We start from the raw sequence: 13,999 nt of genomic DNA on the forward strand, positions 1-13,999 counted from the left end.
TATGCCTATTTTTAAAGCAGTGAAAATACTAGCTATACTATTCTAAATATCTTCTTAGCATCCAAGCCATAGTTTCGTGTCCCTTCATTAACGCAGTAAGAAAATCAGCAGTACCTGCATCTTTATTTTCTTCATCACAAGTATCTATGTCTTTTCTTAGTTGGACAATAATAGTTTCGTGATCTTCTACTAATTCCTTGAGCATTTCTTTTTGTTCAGGATACTTATTAGGTGATTCTTTTATTACTGTTAATTCTGAAAACTCTTTCATCGTCCCAATAGCTTTTCCACCCAATTTACTGATGCGTTCCGCAGTTTCATCAATAGACACTTCAACTTCAGTATATTGTGCTTCAAATAGTTTGTGAAGTTCCATAAAGCTTGGGCCTGATACATTCCAGTGAAACTTTCTTAATTTAATGTAAAAAGTCATCTCGTTTGCTAAAACTGAAGATAGTATTGAAATACTACTCTTTAAATGTGCGTCTGTAATTCCAATTTTGATTTTCATATTTTCTAGATTTTATTTAGTGAAAATTTGTAAGTAAAATAATTAGTTTATTGTTCTGTTTTTTAGCGAATACTACTTTAAGGCAATTGACTTAATTAAGATTCATCCTTTGTTGTACGAACTAAGCTAATTCCAGAAAGGAAGAAAACTAGGCCTAAAATACCGTAGATGACTAAGGATTTAATGTCAGTTGTTCCACCAGTTGTTCCAGCAAAAATCACTGCCGTGTAAATAAGACCGCCTATGCCAAGCAGAGTAAGTAATGCTCCGAAGATTCTTTTAAGATTCATATCTTATATTTTTAAGTTACTATTATAAAAAGGCTTGTTTAAATTAAAGCCTTTTAAACTGATTTATTAAAGTCCTTAATACGTTTTTTCTAACATTATTAACTACTTATCAAATGTATTTTGATTTCGGACCTAAACTGTTACACAATTGTTAATAAAATTTATAATATTCACACGCGTTTAACATTAAAATCAAGCTAAAACATTCTGAAAATCATTTTAATAGTCTTATTTTTTAGATATTAATCAGTAAAACGATTAAGATGTAAAGTATAGATTTAAGGAATAAATTGCTGTTATGAAATTTGAAAAGGATTGTTTAATTTCTCAATATAAGCTTGTTTCAAAATCAGTTTACTTCGAGAATAATACAACAAAAATGAAAGGAGATTTGTAGAATACTCGCTAGTGGTTATAAATCTTCTATCAATAGGATTGCTACATTTTCATTTAGGAAAAAGAATAAAAAAGTAGAATTGACGAGAAAATGTAAGCTAAGAATATTGGAGTGTTGTATTCTTTTGGAGTTTTAAAGGAAAATAGGGGAGTGTCTTTAATGGGAAGCAGTCAGTAATAAAAATTTCAGATTTTGGATAAACGTTAAAGCGTAATTCTATACTTACATCTTAGGTTTACCTAAATCTGAAATGACTACTTTTATAAATTTTATAAAAGGAATAGGATTACATGCGATCCATGTACCAATTTAATTGCTTCTCCATTTTTTGATATTTAAAAATAGAGCTGATTATTTTTTGCAAACGAACAAAAGCAGTTTCGCTTTTTACAACATAATCAAATGCTTTATGATGCATACAGTTTATAGCTACTTCGATTTTGTCTTGAGAGGAAAGCATTATCACAGGAGTTTTTGGATTGAAAGTTTTTATTTTATCGAGAGTTTCAAGTCCGTTCATGGCGTTCTCTACGATACCATCCAATTGATAATCTAATATTATAACATCTGGATTGTGTGATAAGTTTGCAATACATAATTCTCCTGTAGAATACGTTTCTACTATAAAATCAGCATTATCTAAAAATTCAAGTTCTAAAGATTTTAGAAATAAGGCATCATCATCTACAAGAAATATTTTTACTTTATTGTTGTCGTTCATTACAGGCTATTTTTAATTTTATTAAACTCTTCTTGTAATTCACTACAAGCTTGTGTGCATACTTTTTCAAGTTGTAACACTAAATTACCTATTTCTTGAGTTTTTACAAGTACAGTTGCTAATTCTTGAATTTTTTTTGCAATATTTTCATATTCAGAATCGATTCCGACAATTTCAAAAGAAGGAATGATTTTGTGTGTTGCAGCACTTAATAAAAGCCAATTTTCATCCGCTAAACTGCGTTTTATAGTTGCAATTAATTCAGGTGTTTGCGTTAAATAAAGTGTTATCATTTCCATCATTAATGCTGGATTTGATTTTGTTCTTTGTTCTTTGTTCTAAATATGTTAAGTCAATACACTTTATTTCTTCGCTGTTTTTTTCTTTTTCTTCTAAATTTGAGTTGCTTTTTTTAGCCAATTTAGGCTTCTTTAGTATTCCTATTATTTTGCTATATAACAATCGTTCATCAACAGGTTTTGCAAGATAGTCATTCATTCCCACGGCTTTACATTTTGCAAGATCAGCTGTTGTAACATCAGCAGTTAATGCAATAATAGGTATCTTAGAATTCATTGTTTTACGAATGTATTCTGTAGTTTCAAAACCATTCATTATGGGCATTTGCAAATCCATCAAAATAACATCGTACTCGTTTTCTTTTAGTTTTGCAATTGCGATTTTACCATTTTCAGCAATATCACGTCCGAATCCAAAGTCATCTAGCAGCGTTTTCATAAGTAACTGATTTAGTGGAATATCTTCAACTACTAAAACTTTTATATTTTTTATTTCGCTGTCTAATTCAAGTATCTCTGCTTCTAACTGTGCATCGGCGTTTGTTTTAAGAAAGCTTAAAGTAAAACTAAATGTGGAGCCTTGTCCCATTGCACTTTTTACGCGAATTGTTCCACCTTGCGGTTCTATAAGTTGTTTTACAATTGCCAAACCTAATCCAGTTCCGCCGTAAAGTCTAGAAGTATTGCTGGATGCTTGCTGAAAGTTTTCGAATATTTTGTCTAATCTATCTTCTGGGATTCCTATTCCAGTATCCGATACAGCAAATTCGATAATAACTTTATCCGAGTCTTCATATAGTAAATGAACGCTTACCGTAATCTTTCCTGTGGATGTAAATTTGACGGCATTACTAACTAAGTTTAAAATTATTTGATGCAAACGAACTGGATCTCCTATCAGCACAACAGGGATTTTTTTGTCGTATTCTTTAACTAATTTTAGATTTTTCTCGTTTATTTTAGGTTCAAATAAATGAAGCATGGCGGATATCGAGGATTTCATTTTGAAAGGTATTTTCTCAAATGTCATTTTACCTAAATCTACTTTTGCTAAGTCTAGTATGTCGTTTATAAGTACGATTAATGCATCACCACTTATTTTTATGGCTTCTAAGTATTCTTTTTGTCTAGCAGTCAATTCTGTTTTCAGAACCACTTTAGTGAAGCCAATAATTGCATTCATAGGAGTCCGAATTTCATGGCTCATATTCGACAAAAATTGTTGTTTTGCTTTTACAGCATTTTCAGCTATTATAGTTGCATTTTCAGCATTTATTTTCGCTTCTTCAGCAATTTCAGTAGCTAATTCTGCAAAAACTCGTGCTTCAATCAGTTCATTAGCAATCCTTTTTTGATCGGTTATATCTCTTGCAACAACGACAACGCCATCTACGTTTCCTTCTTCATTTTTATATACGGAGCCATTAAACAATACATCAGTCAATTTTCCATTTTTGTGACGAAGCGTAAGCGGTGAATCATTAACTGATTCTTTTTTGAATACCTCTTGATATACTTCTCGCGCTTTTTGTTGCTCCGTAAAATAATTAAAGAAATCTGAATTCGTAAGTTCTTCACGTGTCATACCCGTGTTAAAGACAAAAGCTTCATTCATATCCGTAATTTTGCCATTAGTATTAATGGTAACTAAAGGATCTCGACTAGCTTCAATTAAGCTAAGTGTGTATTGAGAGCTTAAATTTGCAGTATGATTAAGATCTTTAAGTTCTTTATTTTTAGTTTGCCATCTCTCTTTTTCCATATTTTGGAAAATAAGCTGTTGATTGATTAGCATTAATTCTGCAGCTCTTTTTTCCTTTTCTTGGTTTTGGAAAACGAGTTCCTTATTCGCAATAATTAATTCTGCAGCTCTTTTTTCCTTTTCTTGATTTTGAAAGGCCAGCTCTCTATTAGCAATTTTTAAATCCATTGCCCATTTTTGCCCACTAATATTTCGAGCCACTAAAACTACGCCTTGAACGACACTTTGTTCATCTTTATAAACAGAACCATTAAGAAGTACATCAGTCCGTTTACCCTTTAAATGCTGAATTGTTAGTGGAAAATCTTCTACTGATTTATTTTTAAATACTTTCTGATAGACTTCTTGTGCTTTTTGTTTTTCAGTAAAATATTCGAAGAAATTCGAACCTGTAAGTTGTGTTCTGCTCACTCCTGTTGCATGTACTAATGCTTCATTCATGTCAGTAATCTTGCCTTCACTATCAATGGTGATTAACGGATCAAGACTTGCCTCAATCAGACTATGCGAATATTGCGCTGCTAATTTCTGGAATTTGCTATTAGTTGTTTTTGTAAAAAAACCGTGCGTAATTCCTTCTGAATCTTCATATATCGAGGCATCATAAAGTACGCCAATTTGTTTCTCTTTCTTATGTTTTACTGTTAGGGAGTGATCTTTAATAAATCCTTTTTCAAAAATATGTTGCCACTTTTTTTGTTCTTGCTGTTCTTCTGTAAATTGATTCGAAAATCCTTTTACTACTAATTCCTCTTGCGAAATTTTAATAGTTTTTATGGATGCTTCACTACTATCAGTAACTATTCCTTCAGCACTTATTGTGACAAAAGAACCTTTAGTAGTTTCAACCAAATCGGGTGGTGCAGGTGTTTTTTTAGTTTTCATTTATTCGGTTGTATTTCCAATTTTTTCAAGTGGATTACGACGTTTGTCTTTTAATTTTTTGAAATGAGAAGGGGATAAACCAGTTGATTTTTTAAATTGGCTTGACAAATGTGCTACACTACTATAATTCATTTTCCATGCAATTTCAGTGATATTTAATTCACCGTAAATGATTAACTCTTTTATACGTTCTGTTTTGTGCGAAATTATAAATTGTTCAATTGTAGTTCCTTGAACCTCTGAAAATAAGTTGGATAAATATGTGTAATCGTGGTCTAATTTTTGACTCAAATAATCGGAGAAATTGATATTAATAGGCTCTGTTAAATGATGAACCATTTCAATAATTACATTTTTTATTTTTTCAATCAACATCGCTTTTTTATCGTCCATCAATTCAAGTCCTGAATCTAGTAATCCTACCTTCAAAATTTGTCTTTGCGCCATCGAAATATTTTCCATAATTTCTACTTCTCCTAACTCAACAACCATAAAATGAAGTTTAAGCTTTTTTAGCTCTTCCTTTACTGCTAATTTACAGCGATTACTAACCATGTATTTAATGTATAGTTTCAAATTTATTCAGTTTACAGTTTGCACTAGTTTGACTTTTCTAATTAAATGTAAACTATTAAATTTTAGAAATAAGCTATATTATTATTCGACGCTTAAGCTAAATTATTTTTAAATAAGGAAAATGCTAGAGTAAATTACTTTTTGTCTGGGAGATTTTTCGATGAGATTGCATTGAAATTTATTATTTTTAGAATAATTGAAGTCTTTAGAATGTTGTTTCAATCTGATATAAATTCTGCTTTCATCTTAAGTATAATAATTTTTAAATTAAAGAATCCTTCTTTTTAAATTTAAAAAACGTGTATTTCAAGATTTAAATTGAGTAAAAACGAATAAGATGGAAGTTTTGTGGAGATTAATGGAATCTTGATTTTTTTAACAGTAATACTAAAAATTTCATTTTTGATTCCTAAAACTACTTTGTTTTTATAATTTCTATTGTCAGAAGAAGCAGCTTTTTCATTTTGGATTTTGTTTTTCTTATACTCCAATTAGCGTATTGAAATTATAAATTTTAAAGCAACACTTTGTATTATTTTTATGGAAAACATAATTATTTTGAATAATATTTAAAATTGAAAATAAAAACCTACAAAATAAAGTGCGTCAATTAGAAGATTAAATTTAGAAATTAAATTAATTTAGGACTGAGTTTGCCACATACTAAAAATGTTTTATGAAATTAGTTTCATAAAACATTAAGTAAAATCTAATAGACAAACTAGTCAAAAGATTTTACGAAATAATATTATTAACGCTACCATTACAGTTGTGCTTATTTTAGAGGAAAAGCATTAACCCAATCTAATGATTTTATTGAAGAAACTTTATTATCAGGATCCATGGTAACCCTAAGTTCCTTATTAGCTACTTTTTTAGTGTAAGCAGCTTTGTAACGGAAAATGATAGATTGATCAAAATTGTTTTTATACGTTTCAATTAATTCTAGATCAATAAAATTTCCATAATATTGACGAAAGCGAGTACAGGTTTTTGTAAGTCGTTCTTCTGTTGTATTTCTGATAACTGATGCGGTAGCTTCACTTGTCGTAAAAGGCTTAAATCTCGAAGTATTACAAGTCATTAAAACTCTTTTTCCTAATTCGTAGGCTTTTTTCTTTTGACTTTCTCCAACTTCCGAAAGGTTTAACTTTACCATTTTTACCACCTCAATTTCTGGTTCAGGCGTAGTAACAACTTTTTTTGATTTACAACCAATAAGCAATAGGATGCTTACAATTAAAAATACTTTCTTCATAATTTATTTAATTTTTAATAAGACATTGGGATCTGGACAGTTTTCTAAGTAATGTTTCAAATCATTTTTACTACAAACACCAGGATAATCACCAAAATTGTTGACCAATTTTTTTATAATTTGAAAATGCAGATGAGGTGCATAATCGCCATTGACAAATGAATCTCCAAGTGTCGCTAATTGTTGGCCTTTTTTATAAAAAGTTCCCACTTTAATATTATTTATACTTTCTAACGAGAGATGGCCGTACAAAGTATAAAACTTTTGTTTTTCGATATGATGTTCTAATAGTATAGTGGGACCATAATCCCCAACACCCATATTGTAATTAAAAGAATGTACAAAGCCGTCGAGAGCTGCTAAAACAGGTGTTCCAGCTTTAATCCATAAATCTAGACCGATATGAATATTTCGTTCTTCAGAATGTGAACTACCAAAAATTTTACTTCTTTTATATAAACTCCTTACTTCGTTATATCCACCAAAAGCTACTTTCGCATTGTTTTTAGCTAAATAATTGTGGATATAGCTTTCAAAATCAATTGAATTTTCAATTTTTAGTTTTACAAAATCTTCGTTTGTAATTGATAAATCTATAGGTACGTATTGATTGTAAGGTACCTGAGCATCTATGACTCTTGCATTTTCTATTTCTTGTAATAACGCAGTTAATGATTTCATTTGCTAGATATTTTGAAAAAAATAAAATTAAATAAATAATGCCAACACAAAAAATTTCTGTTGGCATTAAATTATATACTACAAATAGTAATTTAAGATTTTAAAAAAAGAATGGTACTGCATTCTATTTTTTAAAATAACAGTTAATACAAACTTGGATATTTAGATGGATTTACTTCGTTCATCATAGCGTACACTTTTTCAAAAACATCTTCGGTAGATGGTTTAGAAAAATAATCGCCATCAGTACCATAAGCTGGTCTATGGGCTTTAGCTGTTAATGTTTCTGGTTTGCTATCTAAGTAGTTGTATCCATCTTGCTGCTCAATAATTTGTTGCAAAATGTAAGCTGACGCTCCACCAGGAACATCCTCATCAATGATCAAAAGTCGATTTGTTTTAGCAATACTCTTAACTAAATCATGCTTTACGTCAAATGGAAGTAACGATTGTAAATCGATAACCTCGCAATCAATTCCTACTTCGTCCAGCTCTTTAGCTGCTTGCTGCACTATTCTTAAAGTTGAACCGTAAGATACTAATGTAATATCTGAACCTTCTTTCATAGTTTCAACAACACCAATTGGTGTTTTGAAATCACCATAATTCAGAGGCATTTTTTCTTTCAAACGATAGCCATTTAAGCATTCGATAACTAAAGCAGGTTCGTCACATTCTAATAAACTATTATAAAAACCAGCTGCTTGTGTCATATTTCTAGGAACCAAAACGTGAATTCCTCTAATAGCATTTATGATCATTCCCATAGGAGAGCCTGAATGCCAAATTCCTTCCAAACGATGTCCTCTTGTACGTATAATTAAAGGTGCTTTTTGCTTTCCAACGGTGCGATATCTCAATGTGGCAAGATCATCACTCATGATCTGGATAGCATACAGCAAATAATCTAAATACTGAATTTCAGCAATAGGGCGTAAGCCTCTTAGTGCCATTCCAATACCTTGACCTAATATAGTTGCTTCGCGAATGCCAACATCAGCAACGCGTAATTCTCCATATTTCTCTTGCATTCCTTCTAATCCTTGATTTACGTCGCCAATCGCTCCGGCATCTTCACCAAAAATTAAAGCTTCCGGATATTTTGTAAAAATAGCATCAAAATTATCGCGTAAAATCATACGACCATCTGTATCTTCTGTTGCGTCATCAGCGTAAATTGGCAGTACTTTTTCAACAGAAAAAACATTTAATGCTGTTTCTGAGAAAAGATTACTACTAAATTTCTTTTGCGTTTTAGCCGTGTAAGAAATAATCCATTGTGATAGTATTTCTTTCTCATTTTCATTACGTAGTAAACGCAATGCTTTTCGAGCTGTCACTAAAATTTCTTTTTTGATAGGAGATTTTATGCCATTCAATTCAGTTGCAAATTTTAATATTGCCTCTTGATTAACGCTTGTTTTTGCTATTTCTTGTAATACAGAAATTAGCTCTTTTTGTTCTGCAATTATAGGTTCCAAGAACGCATTCCAAGCTGCTTTTTTAGCTTCTAAAACCTCTTTTTTAGCTTGTGCATCAATAGCATCAAGTTCTTCAGGAGTAGCGATATTAATTGCAATCATCCACAATCGCATTTGGCGCAAACAATCATAATCTCGTTCCCAGGACAATCTTTTACCGTCCTTATATCGTTCATGTGAACCTGAGCTAGAATGTCCTTGCGGCTGAGTTAATTCAGTAACGTGAATTAATACAGGAATATGATTTACTCTAGCAATATCCGCGGCTTTTTCATAAGTAGCAATTAAGTCAGCATAATCCCAACCTTTTACTTTTAAAATTTCAAAACCATTTGTATTTTTATCTTTCTGATAGCCTTTTAATATTTCTGATATGCTTTCCTTAGTAGTTTGATGTTTGGCATGAACCGAAATTCCATATTCATCGTCCCAAACACTCATTACCATTGGCACTTGTAAAACTCCAGCTGCATTTATAGTTTCAAAAAAAAGTCCTTCAGAAGTACTTGCGTTTCCTATGGTTCCCCAAGCAATCTCATTTCCTTCATTAGAAAAATTAGAAGCATTTGGAATTCCAGTAACCTGTCTGTATATTTTTGATGCTTGAGCGAGTCCTAATAATCTGGGCATTTGTCCAGCAGTAGGAGAAATATCAGCACTTGAATTTTTTTGTTTTGTTAAATCTTTCCAAGACCCATCCTCATTTAAACTATGAGTAGCAAAGTGGCCTCCCATTTGTCGTCCTGCTGACATTGGTTCTTGTTCTATATCGGTTTGAGCATATAATCCAGCAAAAAACTGTTCGACCGTCAATTGACCAATAGCCATCATAAAAGTTTGATCACGATAATATCCAGATCGAAAATCGCCGTTTTGAAATGCTTTAGCCATTGCTAGTTGTGGCACTTCTTTTCCATCACCAAAAATTCCAAACTTTGCTTTTCCAGTCAATACTTCTTTGCGACCTAAAAGGCTGCATTCACGGCTTATTGTGGCTGTTGTATAGTCATTTAAAACTTCTATTTTGAAATCCTCAAATGTCAGTGTGGTGTTGGTATTTTCTTTTATCATAATTAAAAAGTATAACTTTATGCTGCAAATTTACGGAAAAACTAATTCTTTTCATAGTTGATTTTGTAAAATAGAATTTAATTTTTGTATTCTATTCTAATAAAAAGAACTTTATTTTTTTGATATATGTAATTTTATAGCAATTTTTTTAAGAATAATGTAGTTATTGGCAGCAGTTGTATTCGATTAAAACCATTTTCGATTAAAAAGATTGATTAATGTTTTAGGTGAAAAAGTGACAATAAAACGTATTTTTTCGTTATAATTATTTTGTGCCACTTCCCATCCATTGTTCGAATATATAGGGAAGTACAGTTCAAAATAGTCAGTTACGAGATTCATACGGATGCCGCTATCAAACACAAATTTTGGTTTTACGCCTTGATTTTTAATTAAACCTATGTCGCCATAAACTTCGATCCAGTTCCAAATGCTATAACTTGCGTTAAAACTAGTAATCCAGCGATTCGCATAAGGTGTTGCTATTTTAGATTTAAAACCACCTTCGGCAATAATGTATTGCTGGCTAAAAAAGCCTGTACTTTCAGATCTTCCTAAATAATTATAATCAAAAAGGTAGTCTGAAGGTCTATCTAGCGAGAAGCTAAAAAAATCCGATTGCGTTTTATTGTATAAAAAAGTCCCTGCGTAAAAACGTAAGTTAATTTGGCGATTGTCTTCAAAAAGTTTTCTGTACTCTAGTTCGCTGGTAATCTTTCCAAAATTGCTAGAAACTTGTATATTAGAAGCAAAATTAAAATGATTGGTTACTTCTGTTTTAGTATTGATATATCGCGCATCAAAAACTGAATAATTATCTGGAGAATTATCAATTACTAAGGCACTTTTCTCCTTGTTTACGATTACTTGCCTGAATAAAATCAATTATTTTCTATTGTCTCTAAAATTTGCTTCTCTAATCCTTAATTGTATTGTAGGGTTTAATTTTAGGTAAGTAGCATCCTCCGCGTAGTGAAAATAAGAACCACTAAGCGAATATCTGGCACTATAAAGCGTACTATTTCTAAAATAATGATTAGCGGCAAAAACACCTGAGCCAGATAAGTTATTAGACTTTGTGGAGTAGGATGGATTAATATCAAAGTTAAAAGGTTTTTCTAAGATGGTTTTATTATGCAATCGTAATCCTGGTGTTAGACCATCATATAAATTATATCCTAGTGACGGCACGTAAAGAATCTGATTGTAATACGGATCTTCTAAATCTTTCATAAAAGCAAATTTCACTGGTCTATTATTTGGAAAAAAGCCTTCTAGTTTATACCAGTTGTTTCTTAAATTATATTCTGGAACTTCATTTTTTAAATTCAATATAATTTTATCGATGTTGCTTCTAGGAATAGTGAAAGTACTGTCACATGCATCTATATCAAGCCATTGTTTAAAGACAATATCGCCGTTTTTAGTTCCATAAATGGGAATAGGAATGGGTGCTCCAGTTCTGTTTTTAACACCAAAAGTTATACTATCTTTTGTCTTTATTACATTGGAAAACTTATAATCTATAATTGTTCTTGAATTGATAATCGTATTAAAAAACCAATTAATGTTTTTAGTTGTATTTGCTTTTAATAACTCTTCAAAATCTGATTTGTAGACTGTTGCATGTGTGCTTTTTTTGTAAAATGCTCTAATGCTGTTTTCTACCGTATTGTTTTGTAAGTACTCATCTAGGAACCGAATACTTATTCCTGCTCTATATTTACTGGCAATTTGTTCATTAAATTTTATTAAAGAATTCTTTGGTACGCCTAAAGGCTGGTCTAAATTTCTTCGGGCCATTAGCATATAGAAATAACTGTATTGTCCGTTAAAATCTATTTTCGTTAAGTTGAAACTTTTTAGTAATTTCATGTTGGCAATACTACCCATCATTTTAATATCTGGGTAATACTCATCAATATATTTCATCATTGCATATACTTGAATTCCATCGTAAATCCAATTGTCCTTTCTTGGATCTAAGTGTAAACTTGTTTTTAAAAATTCATTCAAGTAGGTTTTTAAAAATTTAATTTCATAAATAAACTCGTCTGGGAAAGGGCTTAAAAACGATGGTAGTTGATTTAATCCATAGAAAGGGTTTCGCTCATAAGAGATTTGCGAAACTAACATTTTTTCATTGGGATATTTGCCAATTAAATCGTTAGTAAAATTAATAATCCTATCGATTGCCACCGCTTTCTGTATTTCGTTTAATTTGTTGTCTTTTAAATCAGTAAGAACTTTAAATGAAGCATTTTTGTAAGTTATAAAATTAGATTTTGGTTCAATAAATAAACTGATTATAGATCTATTTTTCCCCGTTAATCTGTACGAAATAAAACCATTTGCTTCTTGAGATTTTGCGCTATTTAAGTCAGTAGTAATTTCAAGCAAAGCAGGTATTTTTAAATTTATATCAAAATCAGAAATAGCATTTGCAATATCATCTAAGTTGTTATTGCTGTGCTGTACAAATGCATGATCTTCATAACGTGCAGGAGTAAGGTACCAATCTTTTAGTTTTAATGTTCCATTATCACTATAACCATACTTTGTGAATTTATCGCTTGAAATTTTTATAGTGTAGGAAAGGGTAAAAGTTACTTTCTGGTTAGGAACCAATTTTTCTTTAAGTTGAACAAAAATATAGTCCGGATTTTTTTTAGTTCTCTCCCAGAGAAAAGGCTGTTTATTTGCATCAGCGACAATCAAGTTATTTGTACTTCCGCGCTCCTCTTCTTTAGCTAAGTGAAAACCTCTATAGAATTCATCCGAAAAACGCTTAGCTAGCGGGGTGTTTTTATTTGAAAATGCATTGTTCCAATCATTCAATACAATAGTTGTCAAGGTGTCATTTGACTCATTGAAATAAGTGAGTTCTTGCTGTATCTGTAATGTTTTTTTCTCTGAATTTAACACTACAGCCATCTTCGAATGATGTTGTCCATATTGTTTTTGGGATACAAAGAGGACAACCAAAAATAAAATGATTTTACAAAATGATTTCAAGTATTAAATATTAAGATTTTTAAAAAACTAAATATAATTATAATTAGATTACAATGGTAAAATTGCAGTAAAATAAAAAAAAGCTGTCGGTTAGGACAGCTTCATGATTAAAAATTGGGTGATAGATCATATTTTTTGTAGAATGCGTTCAGTATTTCTACCACTTCATCCTCAGTATCTACAATTTTAAATAAGTTTAGATCTTCTGGACTTACAGTTTTTTCTTTTTCAATTAAAACTGTTTTTACCCATTCAATCAGTCCAGACCAAAATTTAGAACCCACTAATATAATAGGAAATTTTGCTACTTTTTTGGTTTGAATCAAAGTTATGGCTTCAAATAATTCATCTAAAGTTCCAAAGCCGCCTGGCATAACGACAAAACCTTGTGAATACTTAACGAACATTACTTTTCGAACAAAGAAATAATCAAAATTCAAATTTTTGTCATTGTCTATATACGGATTAAAATGTTGTTCAAAAGGAAGTTCGATATTCAAACCTACGGATGTACCGCCGCCAAGATGTGCGCCTTTGTTTCCTGCTTCCATAATTCCGGGACCGCCGCCAGTAATAACGCCGTAACCAGCTTTACTAATCTTATAAGCTATTTTTTCAGCTAGTAAATAATTTGGATCGTCTATTTTAGTTCTAGCAGAACCAAAAATGGAAACGCATGGACCTATTCGTCCCATAGTCTCATATCCATTTACGAATTCAGACATTATTTTAAAAATCGCCCAACTATCATTGGTTCGAATTTCATTCCAAGTTTTTTGCTTTAATCTATCTTGGATTACTTTATCCTCGTCATTGTCAAAATCTTCTAATCTCATAATTTATAATTTATTGTATAATTTCTTCTGGTCTTTTCGCCTCATCTAACGTTTTACAACGGTTTTGTCCAAAAGCCCAATTCACTAAATTAGGTCTTTTTTTGATATAGGTTCATACACTTCCTTTTTATTTTTATGTAACATTCGTAATCTATTGATTAGTAAGGCTGAATATCTGTATCGTTTTAAGAAATGGATATTTAAACTAGAGTTTTA

The 13,999-nt window shown here is 31.0% G+C and carries 12 protein-coding genes; all 12 read right to left on the reverse strand.

Annotated elements, in window-relative coordinates; genetic code table 11:
• Positions 1–37: 37 nt before the first annotated feature.
• On the reverse strand, positions 38–511 hold the full coding sequence (locus LNP27_RS10535) for a Dps family protein (protein WP_229941568.1): 474 nt from the start codon (positions 509–511) through the stop codon (positions 38–40).
• A 95-nt stretch (positions 512–606) separates the two neighbouring features.
• A complete protein-coding gene (locus LNP27_RS10540) occupies positions 607–801 on the reverse strand; it encodes a hypothetical protein (protein WP_229941569.1) in 195 nt (64 codons plus the stop codon).
• A gap of 683 nt (positions 802–1,484) precedes the next feature.
• The gene (locus LNP27_RS10545; protein WP_229941570.1) at positions 1,485–1,919 is read right to left on the reverse strand and encodes a response regulator; all 435 of its coding nucleotides are present in this window, start codon (positions 1,917–1,919) and stop codon (positions 1,485–1,487) included.
• Positions 1,919–2,218, reverse strand: coding sequence for a hypothetical protein (locus LNP27_RS10550; protein WP_229941571.1), 300 nt, complete (start codon positions 2,216–2,218; stop codon positions 1,919–1,921). The genes LNP27_RS10545 and LNP27_RS10550 overlap by 1 nt, the downstream gene beginning before the upstream one ends.
• A complete protein-coding gene (locus LNP27_RS10555) occupies positions 2,181–4,865 on the reverse strand; it encodes an ATP-binding protein (protein WP_229941572.1) in 2,685 nt (894 codons plus the stop codon). Before LNP27_RS10555 ends, LNP27_RS10550 begins: the two co-directional genes overlap by 38 nt.
• On the reverse strand, positions 4,866–5,420 hold the full coding sequence (locus LNP27_RS10560) for a helix-turn-helix domain-containing protein (protein ID WP_229944062.1): 555 nt from the start codon (positions 5,418–5,420) through the stop codon (positions 4,866–4,868).
• A gap of 796 nt (positions 5,421–6,216) precedes the next feature.
• Positions 6,217–6,699 carry a hypothetical protein gene (locus LNP27_RS10565; protein ID WP_229941573.1) on the reverse strand — a complete coding sequence of 161 codons (483 nt, stop codon included), beginning with the start codon at positions 6,697–6,699 and terminating at the stop codon, positions 6,217–6,219.
• Between the two features lie 3 nt (positions 6,700–6,702).
• Complete coding sequence (locus LNP27_RS10570) at positions 6,703–7,380, reverse strand: peptidoglycan DD-metalloendopeptidase family protein (protein WP_229941574.1); 678 nt, start codon at positions 7,378–7,380, stop codon at positions 6,703–6,705.
• Between the two features lie 143 nt (positions 7,381–7,523).
• Complete coding sequence (locus LNP27_RS10575; RefSeq protein WP_229941575.1) at positions 7,524–9,932, reverse strand: alpha-ketoacid dehydrogenase subunit alpha/beta; 2,409 nt, start codon at positions 9,930–9,932, stop codon at positions 7,524–7,526.
• A gap of 186 nt (positions 9,933–10,118) precedes the next feature.
• Positions 10,119–10,817 (reverse strand): hypothetical protein, encoded by a 699-nt coding sequence (locus LNP27_RS15305; RefSeq protein WP_346432386.1) that lies wholly within the window; start codon positions 10,815–10,817, stop codon positions 10,119–10,121.
• Complete coding sequence (locus LNP27_RS10580) at positions 10,818–12,866, reverse strand: gluzincin family metallopeptidase (protein ID WP_346432387.1); 2,049 nt, start codon at positions 12,864–12,866, stop codon at positions 10,818–10,820. It lies immediately after the preceding gene.
• A gap of 188 nt (positions 12,867–13,054) precedes the next feature.
• Positions 13,055–13,783, reverse strand: a complete 729-nt coding sequence (locus LNP27_RS10585) for an LOG family protein (protein ID WP_229941576.1) — start codon at positions 13,781–13,783, stop codon at positions 13,055–13,057.
• Positions 13,784–13,999 lie beyond the last annotated feature (216 nt).

The organism is Flavobacterium galactosidilyticum, assembly GCF_020911945.1.
Classification (GTDB): domain Bacteria; phylum Bacteroidota; class Bacteroidia; order Flavobacteriales; family Flavobacteriaceae; genus Flavobacterium; species Flavobacterium galactosidilyticum.

Excerpts from the sequence above, each read along its gene's own strand:
- LNP27_RS10580 (WP_346432387.1), bottom strand. The coding sequence starts at position 12,866 with ATGGCTGTAGTGTTAAATTCAGAGAAAAAAACATTACAGATACAGCAA.
- LNP27_RS10585 (WP_229941576.1), bottom strand. The coding sequence starts at position 13,783 with ATGAGATTAGAAGATTTTGACAATGACGAGGATAAAGTAATCCAAGAT.
- LNP27_RS10545 (WP_229941570.1), bottom strand. The coding sequence starts at position 1,919 with ATGAACGACAACAATAAAGTAAAAATATTTCTTGTAGATGATGATGCC.
- LNP27_RS10560 (WP_229944062.1), bottom strand. The coding sequence starts at position 5,420 with ATGGTTAGTAATCGCTGTAAATTAGCAGTAAAGGAAGAGCTAAAAAAG.
- LNP27_RS10550 (WP_229941571.1), bottom strand. The coding sequence starts at position 2,218 with ATGGAAATGATAACACTTTATTTAACGCAAACACCTGAATTAATTGCA.
- LNP27_RS10570 (WP_229941574.1), bottom strand. The coding sequence starts at position 7,380 with ATGAAATCATTAACTGCGTTATTACAAGAAATAGAAAATGCAAGAGTC.
- LNP27_RS10535 (WP_229941568.1), bottom strand. The coding sequence starts at position 511 with ATGAAAATCAAAATTGGAATTACAGACGCACATTTAAAGAGTAGTATT.
- LNP27_RS10540 (WP_229941569.1), bottom strand. The coding sequence starts at position 801 with ATGAATCTTAAAAGAATCTTCGGAGCATTACTTACTCTGCTTGGCATA.
- LNP27_RS10575 (WP_229941575.1), bottom strand. The coding sequence starts at position 9,932 with ATGATAAAAGAAAATACCAACACCACACTGACATTTGAGGATTTCAAA.
- LNP27_RS10555 (WP_229941572.1), bottom strand. The coding sequence starts at position 4,865 with ATGAAAACTAAAAAAACACCTGCACCACCCGATTTGGTTGAAACTACT.
- LNP27_RS10565 (WP_229941573.1), bottom strand. The coding sequence starts at position 6,699 with ATGAAGAAAGTATTTTTAATTGTAAGCATCCTATTGCTTATTGGTTGT.